Annotated in this window: 20 protein-coding genes; 5 read left to right on the plus strand and 15 right to left on the minus strand. The window is 73.1% G+C overall.

Going from position 1 to position 23,824, the window contains the following annotated elements; translation table 11 throughout:
- Positions 1-72: 72 nt before the first annotated feature.
- Together ACWDD7_RS26070 and aroH are read right to left on the minus strand one after the other, a co-directional pair.
- Positions 73-1,158, minus strand: coding sequence for a prephenate dehydrogenase (locus ACWDD7_RS26070; RefSeq protein WP_351881017.1), 1,086 nt, complete (start codon positions 1,156-1,158; stop codon positions 73-75).
- Positions 1,155-1,517 carry a chorismate mutase gene (gene aroH / locus ACWDD7_RS26075; RefSeq protein ID WP_450459142.1) on the minus strand — a complete coding sequence of 121 codons (363 nt, stop codon included), beginning with the start codon at positions 1,515-1,517 and terminating at the stop codon, positions 1,155-1,157. Before aroH ends, ACWDD7_RS26070 begins: the two co-directional genes overlap by 4 nt.
- A gap of 198 nt (positions 1,518-1,715) precedes the next feature.
- Between aroH and ACWDD7_RS26080 the strand changes: the two genes are divergently transcribed.
- Both ACWDD7_RS26080 and ACWDD7_RS26085 read left to right on the plus strand, forming a co-directional pair.
- Positions 1,716-2,195, plus strand: a complete 480-nt coding sequence (locus ACWDD7_RS26080) for a Rieske (2Fe-2S) protein (RefSeq protein ID WP_450459144.1) — start codon at positions 1,716-1,718, stop codon at positions 2,193-2,195.
- 21 nt (positions 2,196-2,216) lie between these two features.
- Positions 2,217-2,915, plus strand: a complete 699-nt coding sequence (locus tag ACWDD7_RS26085; protein ID WP_351881008.1) for a nucleotidyltransferase domain-containing protein — start codon at positions 2,217-2,219, stop codon at positions 2,913-2,915.
- A gap of 494 nt (positions 2,916-3,409) precedes the next feature.
- Here the strand turns inward: ACWDD7_RS26085 and ACWDD7_RS26090 are convergent, their stop codons facing one another.
- The 11 genes from ACWDD7_RS26090 to ACWDD7_RS26140 all read right to left on the minus strand — a co-directional run bounded on the left by ACWDD7_RS26090 (position 3,410) and on the right by ACWDD7_RS26140 (position 16,068).
- Positions 3,410-4,198 (minus strand): nucleotidyltransferase domain-containing protein, encoded by a 789-nt coding sequence (locus ACWDD7_RS26090; protein WP_450459145.1) that lies wholly within the window; start codon positions 4,196-4,198, stop codon positions 3,410-3,412.
- A 4-nt stretch (positions 4,199-4,202) separates the two neighbouring features.
- Positions 4,203-5,210, minus strand: a complete 1,008-nt coding sequence (locus ACWDD7_RS26095; protein WP_450459147.1) for an ADP-ribosylglycohydrolase family protein — start codon at positions 5,208-5,210, stop codon at positions 4,203-4,205.
- Between the two features lie 87 nt (positions 5,211-5,297).
- Entirely contained in the window at positions 5,298-6,359 is a 1,062-nt protein-coding gene (locus ACWDD7_RS26100) for a pseudouridine synthase (RefSeq protein WP_351876979.1), read from the minus strand.
- A gap of 12 nt (positions 6,360-6,371) precedes the next feature.
- Positions 6,372-7,028, minus strand: coding sequence for an SMC-Scp complex subunit ScpB (gene scpB / locus ACWDD7_RS26105; RefSeq protein ID WP_450459148.1), 657 nt, complete (start codon positions 7,026-7,028; stop codon positions 6,372-6,374).
- A complete protein-coding gene (locus tag ACWDD7_RS26110) occupies positions 7,025-8,080 on the minus strand; it encodes a segregation and condensation protein A (RefSeq protein WP_450459149.1) in 1,056 nt (351 codons plus the stop codon). Before ACWDD7_RS26110 ends, scpB begins: the two co-directional genes overlap by 4 nt.
- Positions 8,081-8,098: 18 nt before the next feature.
- On the minus strand, positions 8,099-8,641 hold the full coding sequence (locus ACWDD7_RS26115; protein ID WP_450459150.1) for a hypothetical protein: 543 nt from the start codon (positions 8,639-8,641) through the stop codon (positions 8,099-8,101).
- A complete protein-coding gene (locus ACWDD7_RS26120; RefSeq protein WP_450459151.1) occupies positions 8,626-9,759 on the minus strand; it encodes a ParA family protein in 1,134 nt (377 codons plus the stop codon). Before ACWDD7_RS26120 ends, ACWDD7_RS26115 begins: the two co-directional genes overlap by 16 nt.
- 414 nt (positions 9,760-10,173) lie before the next feature.
- Entirely contained in the window at positions 10,174-11,298 is a 1,125-nt protein-coding gene (ald, locus tag ACWDD7_RS26125; protein ID WP_351876984.1) for an alanine dehydrogenase, read from the minus strand.
- Positions 11,299-11,434: 136 nt separating this feature from the next.
- Complete coding sequence (locus tag ACWDD7_RS26130) at positions 11,435-13,522, minus strand: tetratricopeptide repeat protein (protein WP_450459153.1); 2,088 nt, start codon at positions 13,520-13,522, stop codon at positions 11,435-11,437.
- A 183-nt stretch (positions 13,523-13,705) separates the two neighbouring features.
- Positions 13,706-14,335, minus strand: a complete 630-nt coding sequence (locus ACWDD7_RS26135; protein WP_351876986.1) for an NUDIX hydrolase — start codon at positions 14,333-14,335, stop codon at positions 13,706-13,708.
- A gap of 83 nt (positions 14,336-14,418) precedes the next feature.
- Positions 14,419-16,068 (minus strand): CTP synthase, encoded by a 1,650-nt coding sequence (locus ACWDD7_RS26140; protein WP_450459154.1) that lies wholly within the window; start codon positions 16,066-16,068, stop codon positions 14,419-14,421.
- Positions 16,069-16,673: 605 nt separating this feature from the next.
- On the opposite strand from ACWDD7_RS26140, the gene ACWDD7_RS26145 reads away from it, so the two are divergent.
- The 3 genes from ACWDD7_RS26145 (at position 16,674) to ACWDD7_RS26155 (ending at position 21,659) form a co-directional block, all read left to right on the plus strand.
- Positions 16,674-18,476: a glycoside hydrolase family 15 protein gene (locus ACWDD7_RS26145; protein WP_450459168.1), complete on the plus strand. Its 1,803-nt coding sequence runs from the start codon at positions 16,674-16,676 to the stop codon at positions 18,474-18,476.
- Between the two features lie 51 nt (positions 18,477-18,527).
- On the plus strand, positions 18,528-19,910 hold the full coding sequence (locus tag ACWDD7_RS26150; RefSeq protein ID WP_450459155.1) for an FAD-binding oxidoreductase: 1,383 nt from the start codon (positions 18,528-18,530) through the stop codon (positions 19,908-19,910).
- Positions 19,911-19,976: 66 nt separating this feature from the next.
- Complete coding sequence (locus tag ACWDD7_RS26155) at positions 19,977-21,659, plus strand: PucR family transcriptional regulator (protein WP_392219354.1); 1,683 nt, start codon at positions 19,977-19,979, stop codon at positions 21,657-21,659.
- A 5-nt stretch (positions 21,660-21,664) separates the two neighbouring features.
- Here ACWDD7_RS26155 and ACWDD7_RS26160 read toward each other — a convergent pair whose 3' ends face one another.
- Positions 21,665-22,795 carry a glycosyltransferase family 4 protein gene (locus ACWDD7_RS26160; protein WP_450459156.1) on the minus strand — a complete coding sequence of 377 codons (1,131 nt, stop codon included), beginning with the start codon at positions 22,793-22,795 and terminating at the stop codon, positions 21,665-21,667.
- A gap of 270 nt (positions 22,796-23,065) precedes the next feature.
- Positions 23,066-23,812, minus strand: a complete 747-nt coding sequence (locus tag ACWDD7_RS26165) for a hypothetical protein (RefSeq protein ID WP_450459157.1) — start codon at positions 23,810-23,812, stop codon at positions 23,066-23,068.
- Positions 23,813-23,824 lie beyond the last annotated feature (12 nt).

Genomic DNA, 23,824 nt, shown 5'->3' on the forward strand with positions numbered 1-23,824 from the left:
CCTCACGCTCATGGCCGCCCGGCTTCCGCCGTCCCTCCCGCGCCCCGCCGCCCGGCCCCGGCCCGCGCCGGGCTACTGCCGCAGTGCCCAGCCCCGCTCGCGCAGCGCGCTGGAGAGCACCGGCACAGCCTGCGGTTCCACCATGAGCTGCACCAGACCGGCCTGCTGTCCGGTGGCGTGCTCGATGCGCACGTCCTCGATGTTGACCCCGGCGCGGCCCGCGTCGGCGAAGATGCGCGCCAGCTGGCCGGGCTGGTCGTCGATGAGCACGACGACGGTCTCGTACACCCGCGGCGCGCTCCCGTGCTTGCCGGGTACCCGGACCTGGCCCGCGTTGCCGCGGCGCAGCAGGGCCTCGATGCCGGTGCCGCCGATACGGCGCTTGTCCTCGTCGGAGGACTGGAGGGCGCGCAGGGCGCCCACGGTCTCCTCCAGGTCCACGGCCACGTCGGCGAGCAGGTCGGCGACCGGGCCCGGGTTGGCGGAGAGGATGTCGATCCACATGCGCGGGTCGGAGGCGGCGATCCGGGTCACGTCCCGGATGCCCTGCCCGCACAGCCGTACGGCGGCCTCGTCGGCGTGCTCCAGGCGCGCGGCGACCATGCTGGAGACCAGGTGGGGCATGTGGGAGACGAGGGCGACGGCGCGGTCGTGGGCGTCGGCGTCCATGACGACGGGGACGGCCCGGCAGTGCGAGACCAGTTCCAGGGCGAGGTTGAGCACCTCGGTGTCGGTGTCCCGGGTGGGGGTGAGCACCCAGGGGCGGCCCTCGAAGAGGTCGCCGGTGGCGGCCAGCGGGCCCGACTTCTCCCGGCCGGACATCGGGTGCGTGCCGAGGTAGGCCGAGAGGTCCAGGCCGAGCGCCTCCAGCTCGCGGCGCGGGCCGCCCTTGACACTGGCCACGTCCAGGTAGCCGCGGGCCACTCCCCGGCGCATGGCGTCGGCGAGTACCGCGGCCACGTGGGCGGGCGGCGCGGCGACGATCGCCAGGTCGACGGGGCCCTCGGGGGGCGCCTCGGTGCCGGCGCCGAGCGCGGCGGCGGTGCGGGCCTGCTCCGGGTCGTGGTCGGCGAGGTGCACGGTGACGCCACGCTGCGTCAGGGCCAGCGCGGCGGAGGTACCGATCAGGCCGGTGCCGATGACGAGGGCGGTTCTCACTGGGCGATGTCCTTGCGCAGGGCGGCCGCGGCGCCGAGGTAGACGTGGGCGATGTCGGCGCGGGGCCGGTCCGATTCGATGTGGGCGAGGACGCGGACGACGCGGGGCATGGCGCCGGCGATGTCCAGTTCCTGGGCGCAGATCAGGGGCACGTCGACGATGCCGAGCCCCCGGGCGGCGGCCGCCGGGAAGTCGCTGTGCAGGTCGGGGGTGGCGGTGAACCAGATGCTGATCAGGTCGTCCGCGGTCAGTCCGTTCCGCTCCAGGACGGCGGTGAGCAGGGCTCCGACCTGCTCGCTCATGTGACCGGCCTCGTCCCGCTCCAGTTGGACGGCCCCCCGGACCGCTCGTACCGCCACGGCGCTGCTCCTCGCTGACAGGTGTTGTCGTGCTCGCCCGTCCAGCGTAGTCAGCCCGCGTGGGCAGGGCGCGCGACGCCCGATCGCTGAGACGATGCGCAGGGCCGGTTTTATCCGGTTTCCACGCCTGTGTTCAGGTTCCAGTGCCTGCATCCAGGCATCAGTATCCGCATCCCGACATGTGTACGGAGTGGTGACATGAACCAGGGCGCGACGCGGCGCACGGTGATCGCGACGGGCGCGGCGGCGCTCGCGGCCGGCTGCGGCAGCAACAACGGCGGCGACACGAGCGCCGCGGCCGACAGCACCGGCAGCCCCTCGCCGACGCATCCGACGAGTCCCATGACCACGGCGTCCCCGACCGCGACGGGCACCTCCGCGGCGCCCGGCGGGAAGAAGCTGGCGAACACCAGCGACATCCCCGAGGGCGGCGGCAAGGTCTTCGACGCGCAGAAGATCGTGGTGACGCAGCCGTCGAAGGGTCGGTTCAAGGCGTTCTCGGCGGTCTGCACGCACATGGGCTGCACGGTGAGCCGGGTGCAGAACGGCACCATCGACTGCCCCTGTCACGGCAGCCGCTTCAAGATCGAGGACGGTTCGGTGGCCGAAGGTCCCGCGACCAAGCCGCTGGCCGAGCACCCGATCAAGGTCGCCGGAAACTCCATCCAGCTGGGCTGAGGTGCCGCGTAGGCTCCGGGCATGCAGCCCGAGGACCTGGTACGCGACCACACGATCTACGCCTGCGTCATGGGGTCCCGGGCCTTCGGCCTGGCCACGGACGCGAGCGACACCGACCGGCGGGGCGTGTACCTCGCGCCCACCGCCCTGTTCTGGCGGTTCGAGAAGCCGCCGACGCATGTGGAGGGGCCGGGCGAGGAACGGTTCTCCTGGGAGTTGGAGCGGTTCTGCGAGCTGGCGCTGCGCGGCAACCCGAACATCCTGGAGTGCCTGCACTCCCCGCTGGTGGAGCACCTGGACGACACCGGCCGCGAACTGCTGTCCCTGCGCGGCGCGTTCCTCTCCCGCAAGGCGTACGACACCTTCACCCGCTACGCCCTCGGCCAGCGCAGGAAGCTGGACGCGGACGTACGGACGACGGGTGCCCCGCGCTGGAAGCACGCCATGCACCTGCTGCGGCTGCTGATGAGCTGCCGCGATCTGCTGCGCACCGGCGAGTTGCGCATCGACGTGGGCGAGGAGCGCGAGCCGCTGCTGGCGGTGAAGCGGGGCGAGGTGCCCTGGACCGAGGCCGAGGCATGGATGGCCCGGCTCGGCGCCGAGGCCGAGGAAGCCCTGCACCGCACCCCCCTGCCACCCGAACCGGACCACGCCCGGGTGGCCGACTTCCTGTTCCGCACCCGCCGGGCCTCGGCCCTGGAGTCGGCCCGGCTCGCGTGACGCGTCCGGCCCGTGCCGCGCGCCGGGGCGAGGGCCGGGGCGAGGGCCGGAGCCGGTTCAACGGGTGTCTCGGCGGACCGCGCGCGGGTGCGGCCGGCCCGGCCGCCTCGTCGGTGCCCGGCGCCCGAACCGTCCGCCCGCGCCGGCCCCGCCCAGAGGGCTCCCGGCGCGGGCGGACGACCGGACGGAGCGCCACCCCATGAGCCGCCGGGCATCCCCCACCCGCAAGCCGTACCCGGAGGCCCGCACCCACAGGGCGGCCCCCAGAGGCCCGCGCCCACCAAGCGGGCAGGGGGCGGGCCCTGAAGCCCGCAGCCACGCAGCCACGCAGCCACGCAGGGGACCGAGCACGTCAGCCGCGCACGGGGCCGCCCCTGGAACCCACCCCCTCGGAGCCGCCCGGCATACCGGCCCGGAAGCCCCGCACCCACGCCGCCGGGCGGGTGCCGCCCCGGACGCCCCGGCCCCGCCGGGCGGGGGCCGGGGCGGACGCCTCAGTCGCCCGGCGGGACCGGGGCCGAGCCGACGCCGCGGTCGTCCAGACGCACCCGTACGACGAAGTCGTGCAGCGCCTCGTGGCCGGTGGCCGTGTCCGGCAGGGCGGAGGTGGACTGGGCCTCGTCGAGGGCCGTGTGCAGACGCTCCACGTCGGCGGCGACACGCACCTGGTCGACGCCGGAGAACGTCCCGTGCTCCCGCTCCGCCTTGGCGGCGATCAGCTCGGACACGTAGGAGGGCGCGTCCGACTCCTTGATCAGCGTGGGCAGGTGGGCCTGCACCTCGCCGGTGCGCATGAGGTGGATGCCGGTGAGCAGCACGCGGAACGTGTAGAGCAGCGGCTTGAGTTCACCGGTCTTCTCGAACAGCCGCCACTGGGTGGCCGCGAACCCCCGGTAGTGGTGGGCGTGATGGCTGGTGATCACGCCCGGGGCGAGTGCGGCGAGCTCCCGGTGCGCGTCGGTGGTGTGCACGACGAGCGGGGACAGCAGCTGCTCCAGCACATAGCCGTTGCGGCGCAGCATCAGCCGTACGAACTTGCGCAGGTCGTGCGTGACGAGGTCCAGCTCGGCGCCGTGGCGCACCCAGGTCTTCGACCGGGTCTCCTCCGGCTCGCGCAGGCCCACGAGTTCGGCGGCGGGCAGCAGATGGACGCCTCTGAGGTCCACGTCCGAGTCCCGCGAGGGGAAGCCGTACAGATGGGCCCCGGAGACGGTGGCGAACAGCAGGGGGTCGGGCTGTTCGGCGACCACGGGCGCGAGGTCTATGTCGAGGTTGTCGATCATGGGCCTAAGCGTCCCAGAGTGTGCCCAGCGCCAACAGATCCTCCCGGTACTCGATGCGCTCGACCCAGTCGGCGGGCCAGGCGTCCGCGCCGAGCCACGCGCCCGCGAAAGCGCCGGTCAGGCAGGCGATGGAGTCCGAGTCGCCGGCGGTGCAGGCGGCCCGGCGCAGGGCGCTCAGCGGCTCGTCGGGGAAGAGCAGGAAGCACAGCAGCCCGGTGGCGAGGGCCTCCTCGGCGATCCAGCCCTCGCCGGTGGCCAGGCACGGGTCGGCCGCCGGGCGGTGGGTGCGCACGGCCGCCTGGAGCCGGTCCAGGATCGCCAGGCACTCGTCCCAGCCGCGCGCGATGAAGTGCTCGGGGCTGGGGTCCTGGGCACGGGCCCACAGGTCGCCGAGCCAGGTGTGGTCGTAGCGGGTGCGGTGCGCGAGGGCGTAGTCGCGCAACTCCCCGACGAGGGCGGCCGGTTCCGTGCCCCGGGCGAGCAACCGGACGGCGCGGGCGGTGAGGTCGGAGGCGGCCAGCGCGGTGGGGTGGCCGTGGGTGAGTCCGGACTGCAACTGGGCGGCGCCCGCGCGCTGTTCGTCGCTGAGGCCGGGGGCGAGCCCGATGGGCGCGACGCGCATGTTGGCGCCGCAGCCCTTGGAGCCGACCTGGCTGGCGTCCTGCCAGGCACGGTTCCCGGCCTCCAGCAGCCCGCAGGCGGTGAGGCAGGTGTTGCCCGGGGCCCGGTTGTTGTCGGGCGAGTGGTACCAGTCCACGAACTCCTCGCGCACCGGCCGCTCCAGCCGCCGGGGGGCGAGGTAGCCGCGTTCCATGGCGGTACGCAGGCCCCGGCCGAGGGCGAGGGTCATCTGGGTGTCGTCGGAGACGCGGGCGCGCTGCGGCAGCGGCATCTCCCGCCAGGGTCCGAACATCGACTCGATCAGCTCGACGGTCTTGAACTCGGTCGGGAAGCCGAGGGCGTCCCCGAGGGCGAGGCCGAGGAGCGAGCCGGTCGCGGGCCGCTTGGACATATAAGATCATCCCCCTTTATCGTCATGGTGACAATAAAGGGGGACGGTGATCAGCGCAAGACGCGTCCGGAGACCGCCCGGGGCCGCCTAGAGATCGACTTCCTTCATCAGCATGCCGACCTCGGTGTTCGACAGGCGGCGCAGCCAGCCGGACTTCTGGTCGCCCAGGGTGATCGGGCCGAAGGCGGTGCGCACCAGCTTGTCGACCGGGAAACCGGCCTCGGCGAGCATGCGGCGCACGATGTGCTTGCGGCCCTCGTGCAGGGTCACCTCGACCAGGTAGTTCTTGCCGGTCTGCTCCACCACCCGGAAGTGGTCCGCGCGCGCGTAGCCGTCCTCCAGCTGGATGCCGTCCTTGAGCCGCTTGCCGAGGTCGCGCGGGATCGGGCCGACGATGTGCGCGAGGTACGTCTTCTGCACGCCGTACTTGGGGTGGGTGAGGCGGTGCGCCAGCTCGCCGTGGTTGGTGAGCAGGATGACGCCCTCGGTCTCGGTGTCGAGCCGGCCGACGTGGAAGAGCCGCGTCTCACGGTTGGTGACGTAGTCGCCGAGGCACTGGCGGCCCTCCGGGTCCTCCATGGTGGAGACGACACCGGCGGGCTTGTTCAGCGAGAAGAACTGGTACGACTGGGTCGCCACGGTCAGGCCGTCGACCTTGACCTCGTCCTTCTCCGGGTCGACCCGCTTGCCCTGCTCGGTGACGATCTCGCCGTTGACCTCGACGCGGCACTGCTCGATCAGTTCCTCGCAGGCGCGCCGGGAGCCGTAGCCCGCGCGGGCGAGGACCTTCTGGAGCCGCTCGCCCTCCTGCTCGGCGCCCGGGAAGGTCTTGGGCAGCTTGATGTCCTTCTTGTCCGCGTACCGGTCCCGGTTGCGCTCCTCGACCCGCGTCTCGTACTCGCGCGAGCGGGAGGGCGTCGTACGGCCGCCCTGCTGGGGCCGCTTCGGACCGCCCTTGGCTCCGCCGCGCGCCGCGCCGCCGCGCCCGGACTTGGGGCCGTCCTGGGTCGCGCCGGGGCCCACGTCGTAGCGGCGCTCCTCCGGGCGGGGCTTGCGGGGACGGCCCTGCCCCTGCCGCTCGTCCCGGTTGTTGCCGGCGCCGCGGTAGTTACCGCGCCCGCCACTCTTGCCGCTGCCGCTGCTTCGCATCAAAGTTCCGTCTTAGTCGTCTGCGTCCTCTGCACCCGGCGCGTCGGGCGCGTCCGGGTCGAACGACGGAACACCTTCCTGGGTCTCGGCCTCGATCGCCTCCGCCTCCGGGAGGAAGGGCGCGAGTTCCGGAAGCTCGTCCAGGCCGCGCAGGCCCATCCGCTCCAGAAAGTAGTTCGTCGTCCTGTACAGGATCGCACCTGTTTCGGGTTCCGCGCCCGCCTCCTCGATCAGACCGCGCTGGAGCAGGGTGCGCATCACACCGTCGCAGTTCACTCCGCGCACGGCGGAGACCCGGCTGCGGCTGACCGGCTGCCGGTAGGCGACGACCGCGAGGGTCTCCAGCGCGGCCTGGGTGAGCCGGGCGGTCCGGCCGTCCAGGACCAGGCGTTCCACGGCGGGCGCGTAGGCGGCGCGGGTGTAGAAGCGCCAGCCGCCCGCGACCTGGCGCAGCTCGAAGCCGCGGCCCTGCACGGTGTACTCGTCGGCCAGCGCGCGCAGCGCGTCCGCGATCTGCCGCCGCGGCCGCTCCAGGATGCCGGCGAGGTGCTCCTCGGTCGCGGGCTCGTCCACGACCATGAGAACGGCCTCCAGGGCGGGCCGCAGCTCCAGCTCCGCGACGACGTCCGGACCCGCCGGGGTCTCGGGGGTCTCGGTGGTCTCGCTCACGGCTTCCTCTCCTCCTCGGGCTGCTCGGGCGGCCGGTCGAACTCGTCGGTGACCACCGGGGCCGCGGCCCCCGCCCCGCCGGTCCAGCGCACCAGCAGCTCGCCCAGGGCGGCCTCCTGCTCCAGGGCGACGGCCTTCTCCCGGTACAGCTCCAGGAGCGCCAGGAAACGGGCCACGACGGTGAGCGTGTCGTCGGTGTCCTCCACCAGCGCCCGGAAGCTGGCCTCCCCCAGCTCGCGCAGCCGCGCGACCACGATCCCCGCCTGCTCCTGCACGCTGACCAGCGGGGCGTGGATGTGGTCGACGTACACCTGCGGCTCGGGCCGGGGCTGCATCGCCTTGACCGCGAGCTTCGCGAACCCCTCGGGCCCGATGCTGATCACGACCTCGGGCAGCAGGTCGGCGTGCTCGGGCTCCAGGCCGACGGTACGGGGGTACCGTCGGGCCTCCTCCACGACGCGCGCGTCGAAGATGTCGGCGATCCGCTTGTACGCCCGGTACTGGAGCAGCCGCGCGAACAGCAGGTCCCGCGCCTCCAGCAGCGCCAGGTCGCCCTCGTCCTCCACCTCGGCGGCGGGCAGCAGCCGGGCCGCCTTCAGATCGAGCAGGGTGGCCGCGACGACCAGGAACTCGGTCGTCTGGTCCAGGTCCCAGTCCGGGCCCATCGCGCGGATGTGCGCCATGAACTCGTCGGTGACCTTGGACAGCGCGACCTCGGTGACGTCCAGCTTGTGCTTGGAGATCAGCTGGAGGAGCAGGTCGAAGGGGCCCTCGAAGTTGGCGAGGCGCACCTTGAAGACACCGTCGGGCGCCTCTTCGGGGACGGTCTCCCCGGGTTCGGCGGGCGCGGGCTCCGCGGGCGCGGGCTCCGCGGGCGCGCCGGGTTCCTCGGTGACGGCTACGACGGCGGGCGCTTCGGCCGCGTCGGCCGCGCCGGCCGGCTCCTCGGTGACGACGGTTCCGGGCGCCTGTCGGGACACCCCCGGTCCCCGCCCGAGCGCACGCCGACGGCCGGCGTCGCCGGGGAGGACGGAGCGGTCGTACGAGGTCATGGCCCCCGCAGGCTACCGCTAACGCCCGCGCAGCCGCCGTACGAGGATGCTCGCGTCCCCCCGGGACTCCAGGTCGGCCAGCACCACGGCCACCGCCTCGCGCACGATGCGGCCGCGGTCCACCGCCAGCCCGTGCTCGCCCCGGAGCACCAGACGCGCGTGCTCCAGGTCCATCAGTTCCTCGGCGGAGACGTACACCGTGATCTTCTCGTCGTGCCGCTCGCGCCCGCTGGGCCGCCGGTTCGCCGCCCGCCCCCGCTGCTTGCGCGGCTGGGCGGCGGCAGCGGCACCGTCCGGCGCGGACTGCCGGCGCCGGCCACGGGCCTCGGCGTCGGCGGAGTCCGCCTCCGCCGCCACGTGCTCCGCGCCCTCGCCGTCCCCGTTCCGCACGGGCACGGCCTGCGGCGCGTCCTCGGCGGCCACGTCGTCGCTGTCCGGCGCGGGTGCCGGCACCCGCGCCTCACCGCCCGCGGCGCGCCGGGGGGTCGACGGCTGAAGCGCCGTGCCCCCTGTCGTACGGAAGAGTTCGTCGGCCCCCGGCAGACTCACTCGGCGTGACACCGGGCGAGCACCTCCCTGGCGAGCTGGCGGTAGGCGGCGGCGCCGACGGAGTTGGAGGCGTAGGTGGTGATCGGCTCACCGGCGACCGTGGTCTCCGGGAAGCGGACCGTACGCCCGATGACCGTGTGGTAGACGTGGTCGTCAAACGCCCCGACCACGCGGGCCAGCACCTCGCGGCTGTGGACCGTGCGCGAGTCGTACATGGTGGCGAGGATGCCGTCCAGCTCCAGGTCGGGGTTGAGCCGTTCCTGGACCTTCTCGATGGTCTCGGTCAGCAGGGCCACACCGCGCAGCGCGAAGAACTCGCACTCCAGCGGCACGATCACCTTGTGCGCGGCGGTCAGCGCGTTCACCGTGAGCAGGCCCAGCGAGGGCTGGCAGTCGATCACGATGTAGTCGTAGTCGGGCAGCAGCGGCTTGAGCGCCCGTTGGAGCGTGGACTCGCGGGCGACCTCGGAGACCAGCTGGACCTCGGCGGCCGACAGGTCGATGTTGGAGGGCAGCAGGTCCATGTTGGGGACCGCGGTCTTCAGCAGGACCTCGTCCGCGGACATGCCCCGCTCCATGAGCAGGTTGTAGACGGTGAGGTCGAGTTCCATGGGGTTGACGCCGAGACCCACCGACAGCGCGCCCTGCGGGTCGAAGTCCACGAGCAGCACGCGCCGGCCGTACTCGGCGAGCGCGGCACCCAGGTTGATGGTCGACGTCGTCTTGCCGACGCCGCCCTTCTGGTTGCACATCGCGATGATCTTCGCGGGGCCGTGGTCGGTCAGCGGGCCCGGGATCGGGAAGTACGGCAGCGGGCGTCCGGTGGGACCGATGCGCTCACGGCGCTGGCGGGCCGCGTCGGGCGCGAGCGTGGCCGCGTACTCCGGATCGGGCTCGTACTCGGCGTCGGGGTCGTAGAAGTGCCCCTCGGGCAGTTCGTCGTAGTCGGCGAAGTGGTTGTGGGGCGCGCCACTTCCGTCGCCGGCCATGGCGTTCACGTGATGGCCATCCATGCTCTGGTGTGCTGTCCGGGGCATCGGAGATCCCGGACTCTGGTGGGCTGCGAAGGTGCGCACAGCTACGGAGCCGACAGCCTCGAATCCCGCGGGCCCCTGGCCTCCTGCGGACATTCCTGGTTGACCACCCCCGGGAGAAAATGTCGACTCATTCACAAGTCGTCTTACCTCCTTGGTGACCAGGAAACTTCTAGACAAGGTCAGCGTGGCACCATGCCGACGGTTGGCGACTCTATGGCGTGTCGGCGGTCCGCAGCAACACAATCCGCCGGACCCGGCAGGATGTGTCGGCAATGAAACATGTCGCTGTCAAGGGCGTACGGCCGTCGCACAGCAGGTTTCACCGGGGTGCGAATCGGTTGAACGGTTACGTTCGAGGCGAGTTGACCGAGCGTCGCAAAGTGACCATACACACATCCGGCCGGACCTTGTCGGGCAAGGTCCGGCCGGACGTGGGCGGTTGACGAGACGTGTTGACGAATCGCCTTTTGCCTGTGGGTGACTTAGCGACCCACCAGGTCACGAGGGTCAGCCGAGCAGCGAGGCCAGCTCGACGTGCTCCAGGCCGTGGGCCTCGGCGACCTCCTTGTAAACGACCTTGCCGTCATGGGTGTTGAGACCCTTGGCGAGCGCGGCGTCGCGGCGCAGCGCCTCGACCCAGCCGTTGTTGGCGAGGGAGACGATGTACGGCAGCGTCGCGTTGGTGAGCGCGTTGGTGGAGGTGTTCGGCACACCGCCCGGCATGTTGGCGACGCAGTAGAAGACCGAGTTGTGGACCTCGAAGGTCGGCTCGGCGTGGGTGGTGGGACGGGAGTCCTCGAAGCAGCCGCCCTGGTCGATCGCGATGTCGACAAGGACACTTCCGGGCTTCATGCGGGCCACCAGCTCGTTGGTGACGAGCTTCGGGGCCTTGGCGCCCGGGATCAGCACCGCGCCGATGACCAGGTCGGCGTCCAGGACGGCCTTCTCCAGCTCGAAGGTGTTGGACATGATCGCCTTGACCTTCGTACCGAAGATCTTGTCGGCCTCGCGCAGCTTGTTGATGTCGCGGTCCAGCAGGGTCACGTCGAAGCCCATGCCGACGGCGACCTGGGTGGCGTTCCAGCCGGAGACGCCGCCGCCGATGACCACGGCCTTGGCCGGGGTCACACCCGGGACACCGCCGGGCAGCACGCCGCGGCCGCCGTTGGCGCGCATCAGCTGGTAGGCGCCGACCTGCGGGGCCAGCCGGCCCGCGACCTCGGACATCGGGGCGAGCAGCGGGAGCGCGCGGTTCGGCAGCTCGACCGTCTCGTAGGCGATGGCGGTGGTGCCGGACTCGATCAGCGCGTCCGTGCACTCCTTGGACGCGGCCAGGTGCAGGTACGTGAAGAGGATCTGGTCCTTGCGGAGGCGGTGGTACTCCTCCGCGACCGGCTCCTTGACCTTGAGCAGCAGGTCGGCGGCGGCCCAGACCTCGTCGGCGGTGTCCAGGATCCGGCCGCCGGCGGCCACGTACTCGTCGTCCGTGATCGAGGAGCCGAGGCCGGCGCCCCGCTCGATGACGACCTGGTGGCCGTTGCGCACCAGCTCGTGCACGCCGGCGGGGGTGATGGCCACCCGGAACTCGTTGTTCTTGACCTCGCGGGGGATGCCGACCTTCACGTCGATCACGGTCCTTGGCTCAGAGGGTATGGGGGGTGCATTACAGACGTACCCAGACATGCCTAGGCATACCGGGAGAGGCCGCAGGAAGATGCGGCAGAGCCAGTTTAATGAAGGTGTTCCGCCTGTCTAGCCTTTCATTGCATCAATCTTCATCGGATGCACTGCGGATTTCGCAGGTGTTCCCGTCCGGTTCCGGGCTTGTAGCCGTGTCCGACGGCTGCTCCGGTGCCTCCTCGCCCAGCAGACGCCCGGCGGCCGCGCGGTGCAACCGGGCCGCCGTAGGGTCGCCGAGGTGCTCCAGGGTGTCGGCGAGACGCAGTTCCAGCGCGGCCTGCAACCGGAGGTCGTCCGCACGCCGTGCCCACTCCACCGCCTCCTGGCAGGTGGCCAGCGACTCCTGGGGCCGTCCGGCGTACTCCTGCACCCGGGCCGTCTCGCTCAACGCCCGTGCGTGGGCGGCGACATCACCGATCTTGCGGTAGGCCGCGCAGGCCGCCCGCCAGTTGCGCAGCGCCTCGCCGTAGCGGCCCGCGTAGGTGTGGGCGGTGGCGATCCGGCCGTAGAGCCGGGCGGCCTCGGCGCGCTCCCCGCGGGCCAGCCGGTCGGCCAGCGCGCGCCCGAACCAGTCGGCGGCCCGGTCGTAGTCCCCCAGCTCCAGGTGCGCGCCGCCTACGGATTCCATCGCGCGGCCGGTCGCGTACGGGTCGTTCGCCGCGCGTCCGGCGTCCAGCGCGGCCCGGTAGCGGGCCAGCGCGTCCCGGGTACGGCCGGTCTGGGCGTCCAGATCACCCAGGTTCAGCAGGGCCGCCGCCCGCTCCCGGGGCAGTCCGCGCCGCTCGGCGACGTCGAGCACGAGGCCGTGGACGCCGTACAGGTCGACGGCGGCCGCCTGGGTGCCGACATGCGCGGCCACGGCCCTGACCAGCTGCGACAGCAGCCGCCTCGCGAGGGTGTCCAGCTCTCCGTCGGCCACCGCGAGCCGGGCGGAGGCCAGCAGCGCGGGCTTGCGGACGCGCAGCCAGTCGGCGGCGGCGCGGGGGTCGGCGAAGCGCAGCGCCGAGGGCAGAGCCTGGATCTTCTCCCGGGACTGGGGGCTGTCCGTCTCGGTGATGGCCCGGCAGGAGTGCAGCAGCCGCACGGTCCGCTCCAGCATCCGCGCGCGGGCCAGCTGGAGCTCCCCCGGCCGCTCCTGGGCCTCGGCGAGGCCGCGCAGCAGCGGATGCAGCCAGCCGGGGATGTCGTACTCGGCGAGCGGGGAGTCGACCGGGCGCAGCAGGCCGAGGGCGACGAAGTCGTCCAGAGTGGCGCGGGCGGCCTCGACGGAGCAGCCGGCGAGCGCGGAGGCGGTGTGGTCGTCGACCGGACCGGCCGGGGCGAGGCTCAGCAGTCGCAGTATCCGGGCGGCGGGTCCGGGCAGGTCCTCGTGGATCAGCCGGAAGATCCGGGCCAGCGGGGAGGCGTCCGTCTCCTCCGCGCCGTCCTGCGGGTAGGTGTGCATCCGCTTGGCGAGGTCGGAGACCGACGCCTTGGGGCGGGCGGCGAGCCAGCCGCCGGCCAGCACCAGCGTGGCGGGGTGGCCCTGGCACGCCTCCACCAGGCTCTCGGCGGAGCGCGGGTCCACGGTGACGCGGACCGATCCGGTGTAGCGGGTGAGGAGTTCCACGGCGGACTTGGTGTCGAGGCCGCCCAGGGTGCAGGGGCGGACGTCCGAGATGCCGGTGAGCGGACCCTTGGAGACGGCCACGACCAGGCAGTCCGGGGCGTCCGGCAGGAGGGCGTCGACCTGTTCGGCGCCGGTGGCGTCGTCCAGGAGCAGCAGCCACCGGCGGCCGGTGAGGGCCGTGCGCAGGGCCTCGGAGAGATCCTCCTCGGCGGCGCCGGCCGGGGCGGGCACCCGCAGCGCGGCGAGCAGCTCGCGGGCGGCCCGATCGACCGGTACGGGGGTGCCGTCGGGCTCGGCGAGCCGGGTCCGCAGCACCCCGTCGGGGTAACGGTGGGCAACCTGGCGGACGAGTTCCCCGGCGAGGGTGGTGCGGCCGGAACCGGGGCGGCCGGCGATCAGCAGCACCCGCGCGCGGGGGGCCTTGCGGCCGGCCAGGGTGTCCAGGCCCGCGCGCTCGATGTCGGCGCACAGCTCCTTCAACTCCCGTGTACGGCCCAGGAATCGGTCCCCGTCGGCCGAGGGCGCGGACAGCCGCGCACCGCCTGTGTCCACCGCCTGATCCGTCACGGGCCACACTCCCGTCCCACACCGCACGCGCAAGCCCGCCGGATCTTCCGGGACGGGCGTTCAAGAGCCTAGTTCACGCTCTGCGACGTTCCGCTCGGAGCACGGCGGGGACGGCGGGGGACATCGCCCGATCGGATCAGGCGATGGTCACACCAATGCGGGCGACGGCCTCGGCGAGAGGGATCAGGAGGTGAAGGGGCGGGCCGGCCACGGCGCGTCCGCCGGGCGCAGGGCGTCCAGACCGTCCCCGCCGCGCGCGGCCACCAGGGACAGCACGCCGACGACCAGGCAGTTGTTGTGCACGTCACCGGCGAGGACCCGGCGCACCAGCTCGTCGACCGGCACCCGCGCGTGCTCCATGTCGGTCTCCTCGTGCTCCGCCGCGAAGCGCTCCCCCTCGGCCTCGGACAGCTCACGGGCGAGGAAGACCCGTACGGCCTCGTCGCAGCCGCCGGGGGTGGTGTAAACGTCGGTCAGCACCCGCCAGTCCTCGGCCTTGACGTGCGCCTCCTCGTACAGCTCGCGCTGGGCGGCGTGCAGCGGGTTCTCGCCGGGCACGTCGAGCAGTCCGGCCGGGATCTCCCACAGCTTCTGGCGCACGGGGTGGCGGTACTGGTTGATCAGGAGCACCCGGTCCTCCTCGTCCAGGGCGAGGACGGCGACCGAACCCGGATGGACCTGGTAGTCGCGGTGGACCACCGAGCCGTCGGGCATCACCACGTCGTCGGTGCGCACCGACGTCTTGTTGCCGACGAAGGGGGTCTCCGTCGCCCGGATCTCCCACTCCTCGGGGGTGTCCTTGATCGTCGTCATGCCCTGTCCTTCCCCATGTGCGCGAGTGGCCGGGGCACGCTCCTCCCGGATGCGCGCGCCCCGGCCACCGTACAACTCCCGGGTTACTTGGCGATCTTCCGCTCGACCGCCGCCTTCACCAGGCCGGCGAAGAGCGGGTGCGGGCGGGTCGGACGCGAGCGCAGCTCCGGGTGGGCCTGGGTGGCGACCAGGTAGGGGTGCACGTCACGCGGGTACTCGACGTACTCCACGAGCTTGCCGTCCGGGGAGGTGCCGGAGAACAGGATGCCCGCCTTCTTCTCCAGCTCCGCGCGGTAGGCGTTGTTCACCTCGTAGCGGTGGCGGTGGCGCTCCTCGACGTACTCCTTGCCGTCGTACACCTCGCGCACGATGGAGCCCTCGGCCAGCTTGGCCGGGTACATGCCCAGGCGCATGGTGCCGCCCATGTCGCCCTCGCCGGCCACGATGTCCAGCTGCTCGGCCATGGTGGAGATGACCGGGTGGGCGGTGGCCGGGTCGAACTCGGTGGAGTTGGCGTCCGCGATGTCGGCCAGGTTGCGCGCGGCCTCGATCACGATGCACTGGAGGCCGAGGCAGAGGCCGAGCAGCGGGATCTTGTTCTCGCGGGCGTAGCGGATGGCGCCGACCTTGCCGAGCACACCGCGGTCGCCGAAGCCGCCCGGGATGCAGATGCCGTCGACGTCGGCGAGCTGCGCCCTGGCGCCGGCCGGGGTCTTGCAGTCGTCGGAGGTGACCCACTTGATCTTGACGCGGGCGCGGTTGGCGAAGCCGCCGGCGCGCAGCGCCTCGGTGACCGACAGGTAGGCGTCGGGCAGGTCGATGTACTTGCCGACCAGGGCGAGGGTGACCTCGTGGTCGGGGTTGTGGACGCGGTCCAGCAGGTCGTCCCAGGTCGTCCAGTCGACGTCCCGGAAGGGCAGGTCGAGCTTGCGCACGACGTAGGCGTCCAGGCCCTCGGCGTGCACGACCTTCGGGATGTCGTAGATCGAACGGGCGTCCGGGCAGGCCACGACCGCGGCCTCGTCGACGTCGCACATCAGCGAGATCTTGCGCTTGATGGCGGTGGGGACCTCGCGGTCGCAGCGCAGCACGATGGCGTCCGGCTGGATGCCGATGTTGCGCAGGGCGGCGACCGAGTGCTGGGTCGGCTTGGTCTTCAGCTCGCCGGAGGGGCCGATGTAGGGCAGCAGGGAGATGTGCACCACGAAGACGTTGTCCCGGCCCACCTCGTGGCGGACCTGGCGGACGGTCTCCAGGAACGGCAGCGACTCGATGTCGCCGACGGTGCCGCCGACCTCGGTGATGACGACGTCCACCTCGTCGGTGGCCATGCGCCGGATGCGGTGCTTGATCTCGTTGGTGATGTGCGGGATGACCTGCACGGTGTCGCCGAGGTACTCGCCGCGGCGCTCCTTGGCGATCACCGTCGAGTACACCTGGCCGGTGGTGACGTTGGCCGAGCCGTCGAGGTCGCGGTCGAGGAAGCGCTCGTAGTGGCCGATGTCCAGGTCCGTCTCGGCGCCGTCGTTCGTGACGAACACCTCACCGTGCTGGAAGGGGTTCATCGTGCCCGGGTCGACGTTCAGGTACGGGTCGAGCTTCTGCATCACGACGCGCAGTCCGCGGGCCTTGAGCAGCATGCCCAGGCTGGAGGCGGTGAGGCCCTTGCCGAGCGAGGAGGCGACACCCCCGGTGACGAAGATGTGCTTGGTCGTCGTGGATTTGGGCGGCATGGCCAAGAGGGGGCTCCCGTGGTCGCTGGCTGTCGTGCGGTGCGGCTTGTACGTCCCGGATCGCTCCGAGGGTGCCGTCGCTGCGGTTCGGGGGTTTCGGGCCCACCGGTCCACGGGCTACCAGGGTATCAGCGCCCGGAGGGGATGGCTTCCGGCCACGCTCCGTGCACGGAGGCGTCGACTTTCGGCCACCTTCCGCACGTGACCGAGCACGAAGCGGCCCGTACCGGGGAGATACGACGACACAGCCCGCCCAGGGGCCCCAGGGGTCAGCACAGTCCCGCGCGACACACACGAGCATCACCGGGGAGTCACTCGTTCGGCGCACACGGGTTGCCCGGAGCGGCACGCGGATCATCCGGGTGCGTCGTATCCTGCTCGGACATTCACTGCCGGGCCCGGCCGGACGACGGCACACCCCCGCCTGCATCACCCGGAACAACGAGAGCGCGGCAGTTCGTTGAGCAAAGACTGTCGTTTTGCCTCAGGGCTCGGCGGACTGCTTTGCTTCACAGCTCAACGACGCACAACAACGACCCCTTGACCGCACTAGCGACAGCCCCCTCGCGCGGGGGTGTGACGTGGCCGTTCGACTGGAGTTGCACGTGGCCGGGCGCATCGAAGACTACGCACTCATCGGAGACATGCAGACCGCCGCACTGGTCTGCCGGGACGGCACGGTCGACTGGCTGTGCCTGCCCCGCTTCGACTCGCATGCCATCTTCGCCGGCCTGCTGGGCACCGAGGAGCACGGCTTCTGGCGGCTCGGCCCGGCGCACGCGGCCGACGTCCAGCCGCCCACGGCCGCCCGCCGGAGCTACCGCGGCGACTCGCTGATCCTGGAGTCGGAGTGGGACACCCCGCGCGGCACGGTCCGCGTGACCGATTTCATGCCCCCGCGCGACGGCGCGCCCCAGCTGATCCGGATCGTGGAGGGCGTCACCGGCCGGGTGCCGATGCGCTCGGCACTGCGGATGCGTTTCTCCTACGGCCGCGTGGTGCCCTGGGTGCACAAGCACGAGGGCCGCACGGTCGCCGTCGCCGGACCCGACTCGGTGTGGTTCGACACCGAGGCCGAGACCTACGGCAAGTCGCTGACCACCTACGCCGACTTCACCGTCGCCCCGGGCGACCGGATCGCGTTCACGATCTCCTGGGAGCCCTCGCACAAGCGGCCGCCCGCCCTGCCGGAGCCGGAGCAGTCGCTGGAGGCCACGGAGAACTTCTGGCGCGAGTGGGTCGAGCAGTGCACGTACCACGGGCCGTACCGCGAGGCCGTGATCCGCTCGCTGATCACCCTCAAGGCACTGACGTACGCCCCCACCGGCGGCATCGTCGCCGCCCCCACCACCTCGCTGCCCGAGGACATCGGGGGCGTGCGCAACTGGGACTACCGCTACACCTGGCTGCGCGACGCCGCGATCACCCTGTCCTCGCTGCTGCGCACCGGCTACCGCGAGGAGGCGCGCGCCTGGCGTGAGTGGCTGCTGCGCGCGGTCGCCGGCGACCCCGAGAACCTCCAGATCATGTACGGCATCGCCGGCGAGCGCGAGCTGGGCGAGGCCGAGCTGGACTGGCTGCCGGGCTACGAGGACTCGGCCCCGGTCCGGGTGGGCAACGGCGCGGCCCACCAGCTCCAACTGGACGTGTACGGCGAGGTCACCGAGGCCCTGCACCTGGCCCACATGACGGGCCTGGCCCGCAACGACTACGCGTCCCTGCTCCAGCTGAAGCTGATCCGCTACCTGGAGGACCACTGGCAGGAGCCGGACGAGGGCATCTGGGAGGTGCGCGGCCCGCGCCGGCACTTCGTGCACTCCAAGGTGATGGCCTGGGTCGCGGTGGACCGCACCATCAAGCTGATCGAGTCCGGCGACGCGGACGGCCCGCTGGAGCGCTGGCGCGAGCTGCGCGACGACATCCACCGGGACGTGTGCGAGAAGGGCTACGACAAGGAGCGCAACACCTTCACCCAGTCCTACGGCTCCCAGGAGCTGGACGCCTCCCTGCTGCTGATCCCGCAGATGGGCTTCCTGCCGCCGGACGACAAGCGCGTCATCGGCACCATCGAGGCGATCCAGCGCGAGCTGTCGACCTCGGACGGCTTCATCCTGCGCTACCCCACGGAGGGCCAGGACGAGGGTGTCGACGGCCTGCCGGGCGACGAGGGCGCGTTCCTCGCGTGCTCGTTCTGGATGGCCGACGACCTCGCGATGATCGGCCGCGTCGACGAGGCCCGCAAGCTCTTCGAGAGGCTCCTCGCACTGCGGAACGACCTCGGTCTGCTGGCGGAGGAGTGGGACCCGCGGCTCAAGCGGCAGGTCGGCAACTTCCCGCAGGCGTTCAGCCATGTGCCGTTGATCGACACGGCGCTGCGGCTGACGGCTTCGGGGGCGTACGGGGGCTAGACCCTCTAGGCTGAAAGCGCACGAATCCCCCCTTTTCGGAAGGGGGCTGCCATGGCGTCCCGTTCCAAGGCCCGTACCGCCCTCGCCGCCCTTCGCGACGATCTCGTCGGCGACGCCCTCGCCCCGGAGGACCCGGGCTACGACGACGCCCGTGCCGTCTTCAACGGGATGATCGACCGGCGCCCGGCCGTGATCGCGCGGTGTGCGAACGCGGCCGATGTCGTGCGGTCGGTGTGGTGTGCGCGCGAGCTGGATCTGCCGGTCGCGGTGCGCGGCGGCGGGCACGGCGTGGCGGGCTCCGCGCTCGGTGACGGCGCGCTGGTGGTGGATCTGCGGCGGATGCGGGGGGTCACGGTCGATCCGGCCGCGGAGGCGGTCCGGGTCGAGGGCGGGGCCACGATGAGCGAGCTGGACCGGGCGACGCAGCCGTACGGGCTGGCCACGACCGGGGGCCGGGCGTCGACCACCGGGGTCGGCGGTTTCGTCCTGGGCGGGGGCACCGGCTGGCTGGACCGCGCGTTCGGGCTGGCCGTGGACAACCTCGTCGCCGTGGAGCTGGTGACCGCGGACGCCGAGCGGGTGCACGCGAGCGCCGACGAGAACCCTGAGCTGTTCTGGGCGCTGCACGGCGGGGGCGGCAACTTCGGCGTCGCCACCGCGCTCACCCTGGAGCTGCACGAGCTTCCGCTGTTCTCCGTGGCGCTGGCGCTGTGCCTGCCGGAGTCGGGTCCTGCGGTGGTCCGCGCCTTCCGGGAGATCCTGCGCACCGGCCCGGACGCGGTGGGCGGAGCGGTGCTGTACGTCACCGGCCCGCCGGCGGACTTCGTACCGCCCCCGCTGGTGGGCCGGCCGCTGTACATGGCGCTGCTGACGTACGCGGGCGGCGAGGAGGAGCTGCGCGAGCTGGCCGGGCCGCTGCTGGCGCTGCCGCACGAGGCACAGGTCGTGGGCGCGCGGCCGTACACCGAGGTGCAGCGCATGCTCGACGCTCCGGCGGGGCTGCGGAACTACTGGTCCGCGGAGTACCTCGGCGATCTCCCGGACGACGCGGTGGACGTCTTCTGCGCCCTCGGGCACGGGGTGCCGACCCCGACCCCCACCCAGCACGTGCTGCTCCCGCAGGGCGGGGCCGTCGCGAGGGGGCCGCACGCGTACCCGGTGCCGTACCGGGACGCGCCCTGGGCGGTGCACCCGTTCGGCATCTGGGCGGACCCGGCGGACGACGAGCGGTGCGTCGGCTGGGTGCGGGAGGTGTGCGCGGCCGTACGGCCCTGGAGCACGGGGGACGTCTACCTGAACTTCATCGGCGACGAGGGCCCCGAGCGGGTCCGCGCGGGCCTGGGCGAGGGGAACACCCTGCGCCTGGAGAAGGTGAAGCGGCGCTACGACCCCGACAACGTCTTCCGCTTCAACCACAACATCAGGCCGGTCTAGCCCCGGCGTCGGACCGGTCCCGCCAGGAGATGTTCTTCCGGCGTTTTCGCAGGTAGCGTCCGCTTCATGGACAGCGGTACGGACAGCAGACCCGCCACCCAGGGCGCGGGCATCACCGTTCAGCGGGCACTGGAGCTGCCCGGACTGCGCAGTGGACTGCCGGAGATCGTCGCGGGCGCGGACCGGCTCAGCCGTACCGTGCGCTGGGTGCACGCGGGCGAGGTGCCGAACATCGCCTCGCTGCTCAAGGGCGGCGAGCTGCTGCTGACCACGGGCTACGGGCTCGGCACCCGGCCGGCCGAGCAGCGGGCGTTCGTGCGCACGCTGGCCGAGCGCGGGATCGCCGCGCTGGTGGTGGAGCTGGGCCCGCGCTTCAGCCGGCTGCCGGCCGCGCTGGTGGACACCGCGCGGGCGGCCGACCTGCCGCTGGTGCAGCTGCACCGCGAGGTGCCGTTCGTGGCGGTCACCGAGGAGATCCACACCGAGATCGTCAACGGCCACTACGCGCTGCTCCAGCGGGCCGAAGAAGTGCACCGGCGCTGTACCGAGGCGCTGCTGGGCGGCGGCGGGGTGCCGCAGGTGCTGGGCATCCTGGCCGGCTTCAGCGGCAACCCGGTGTTCCTGGAGACCGCCGACGGCCGGCTGGTGTACGCGGCCGGCGAGGGGCCCGAGGGCGCGGACCCGCTCCAGGTGTGGGAGGGGCTGCGCGGCCCGCACAAGAAAGCGCCGCCACCCGCCGGTTCGGTGCTGGTGGACGTCCCGGGCGGTGGTCCCGGCACGGCGGGCTCGGTGCGCGCCCGCCTCGTGCTGCTGCCGGTGTGCTCGCCGCTGGCACCGGTGCACCGGATCGCCGCGGAGCGGGCCGCGGGCATCCTGGCCGTGGTGCTGATGCAGGCCCGGCAGGAGGAGGAGCTGGCGGCGCGCGGGCGCGGCGACTTCCTCACCGATCTCGCGGAGGGCCGTGTCTCCGCGCAGGACGCGCCCGCCCAGGCCCGGGTCCTCGGCTTCAAGCCCGGCGGCGGCCCGCTGCTGCCGGTGGTGATGCGGGTCGGCGATCCCCTCTCCCCCGCCGGGGGTACCGCCCGCGCGAGCGGAGACGAGCGTGGGGGAGGCTGGGCGGTCCTCGCCCGCGCGGTCTCCGAGGAACTGGCCGCCGTGGGCGTGCCGGTGCTGCTGGGCGTGCGGCCGGTGGAGAGCCGGGTGCTGGTGCTGCTCGGGCTGCGCTCGGAAGCGGAGCGCGCGACGGTCGCGGACCGGGTGGCGGCGGCGCTGCGGGCGGGGCTGGAGCGCGCCGGGATGCGGCGGCCCGGCACCCCGCCGCCGGTGGTGGTCGTCGGGATGGCCGGCGGCTGGGCGGCGGCCTCGGCGGGGCTGCGGCACGCGGCGGAGACGGCGGCGGCCGCGCAGGGGCTGACCGACCGTCCCTGGCACGACGCCCGCCGCCTCGACATCGACCTGTTGCTGTGGCGGCTGCGCGAGCACCCGGACCTCGCGGCCTTCGTGGACCGGGCGATCGGCCCGCTGCGCGACCACGACCGCCGCTCCAAGCCGCCGCTGCTGCCCACCCTGGAGACGTATCTCGCGCACGCGGGCCGCAAGGCCGAGACCGCCCGTGAACTCCACCTGAACCGGCAGACGTTGTACAACCGCCTCGCCCGCATCGGCGAGCTGCTGGGCACCGACCTCGACGACCCGCAGACCGTCCTGGCGTTGAGCCTCGCGCTGCGGGCCCGGCGCCATGTGCCCTAGCCCGTTCAGAGAATCATCGGCTGGGTCAACTCGTCGTACACGCTGAGGACTTGGGCGACGGTGTCGTCCTCGGTCGGCCACCCGGCGGCCTGTCGCACGCCTCGTTCCCGCAGCAGTTCCCGGCGGGAGGGGTCGGCGAGCAGGCGCCCGACGGTGTCGGCGAGGGCCGACGGGTCGCCGTACGGGACGAGTTCGGCGGCGTCGCCCACGAGGTGGGGGATGCCGCCGACGCGGGTGGCGACCAGGGGGACGCCGGCGTGCAGCGCCTCCTGGGCGAGGGCGGACCGGGACTCCCAGCGGCTGGTGAGCAGGGCCAGGTCGGCGGCGGCGAGCAGTTCGGAGAGGTCCTCGCGGTGGCCGAGGAGCCGTACCGGGAGCCGCTCGGTCTCGATGCGCCGCTGGAGCAGCGGTCGCAGCGGGCCCTCCCCCGCGACGACGACCAGCGGCGCGGGGTCGAGGTCCCGCCAGGCGCGGGCCGCGTCCAGCAGGGTCTCGTGGCCGCGGTGCCGGTCGAGGGGGCCCGCGGCGAGGAGCAACGGGCGTTCCGTGGCGCCGAGTTCCGCGCGGGCCTTGGGCCGCAGCCGGTCGGGGTCGTCCGCAACGGCCGTGGGCCGGCGGGGCAGGGTCACGGCGGCGAGCCGGGCGTCCCGGGCGCCGGTGCGGCGGGCGCGGTCGACCAGGTCCGGGCTGGTGCCCAGGACCACGGTCGCGGCGCGGGCCACGCGCCGCTCCAGCAGGCGCAGCAGATGGGCCCGCGCGCCCTCGGCGTACGCCCGGTTGTGCCAGGTGACGACCAGTGGGGTGGTGCGCCCGCCGAGCGCGAGGACGGCCCGGAAGGAGGCGTGCAGGCCGTGCGCGTGCACCAGATCGGCGTCGGCGCAGACGGCCCGGAGCGCCGCCACCGAGGCGGGGTCGCTGCTGCGCGGCACATGCACATGGCCGGCGCCGGTGCCGGCGAAGTCGTAGGCGCGGTCGGCCTCGGCGGGGGCGCACACCGTGACCCGCACGCCCCGGGCGACCAGTCCCGCGGACAGGGAGCGCACATGCGCGCTCCCGCCGGCGTTGCCCCCGCCCAGCACCTGCACGGTGCGCAGCGGCGGCCGGCCGTGCGGTGCGTTGCTGCTCAGGGGGCTCACGAGGCCGGGCTCCTGGTTCGGCGTGGGGCGGTCACGAGGCAACGTACAGAAGGTAGCGGGCGCACAGAGGCGGTGGGACGTGCCCCGCGCGCCTCCCACGCGGCCGGTGTCCCCGCCCAGCATGCCAGCAGGCAGGGCCGTCGGGGGAATACCGGGCGGGCGCACGGGGCGGCGGGCCGGGGCAATGCGCCGGAGCACATCACTCACACGGGTGAATGAGGTCGGTCCCGGGATGACCGGACCTCCCTCGCGTCCCCCGAGGTCAGACGGTCACAGCGCCCGTGCCCACAGGGTGATCCGGTCGCCGTATACGGCGGCGGCCACGACAGCGACGGCGTGCGCGAGCAGCCCCGTGCGCCCGTTGCCCGCCACCACGGCCGCCCCCAGCGCGGCGCCGAGCGCGTGCGCCCCCGTGTCCCCGAGCATCGTCCGCCCGCCTGCGTCCTCGCGCAGCACGGCCGCCGCGCCGCCCATCGCGACGGCGGCCAGCTCCCCGCCGGCTCCCCCGCGCGGCAGCCCCGGCGCGCCGAGCGCGAGGACCGCGCCGAGCGCCCGTCCCGGTCGTACGTCGACCAGGTTCACGAAGTGCGCCGCCCCCGCGATGACGACTCCGGCGAGCAGCCTGTCCAGCGGCCGCTCCTTCAGCAGCGCGCCCGCCACGAGCCCGGCCGCGGAGATCCCGAACAGCTTGACCGCGCCGCTGGTGACTTCACCGTCGCGCAGGGCGCCGAGGTGGGCGCGCAGGCCGCGGCGGTGGTCGCCGGCCGCGTCGTCGTACGCCCCGCACGCCCCCGCCGCCAGCACGGCGAGCCCGGCCCCGGGGTGCACCCGCGCGGCGGCGACGGCCGTACCGACCGCCGCCGCGGGCCCGGCGTACAGCTCGACGGTCCGCCCCGCGTGGTTCTCCCGTTCCCAACGCGCGGGCCGCCCGGGCGCCGTGGCGCGCAGCAGGACGTAGCCGGCCCGGGTGAGCGCGGCGGACAGCAGGAAGGAGCGGGACTTTCGGGTGCCGGTCATCCCGACACCCTA

The organism is Streptomyces sp. NPDC001056, assembly GCF_053598955.1.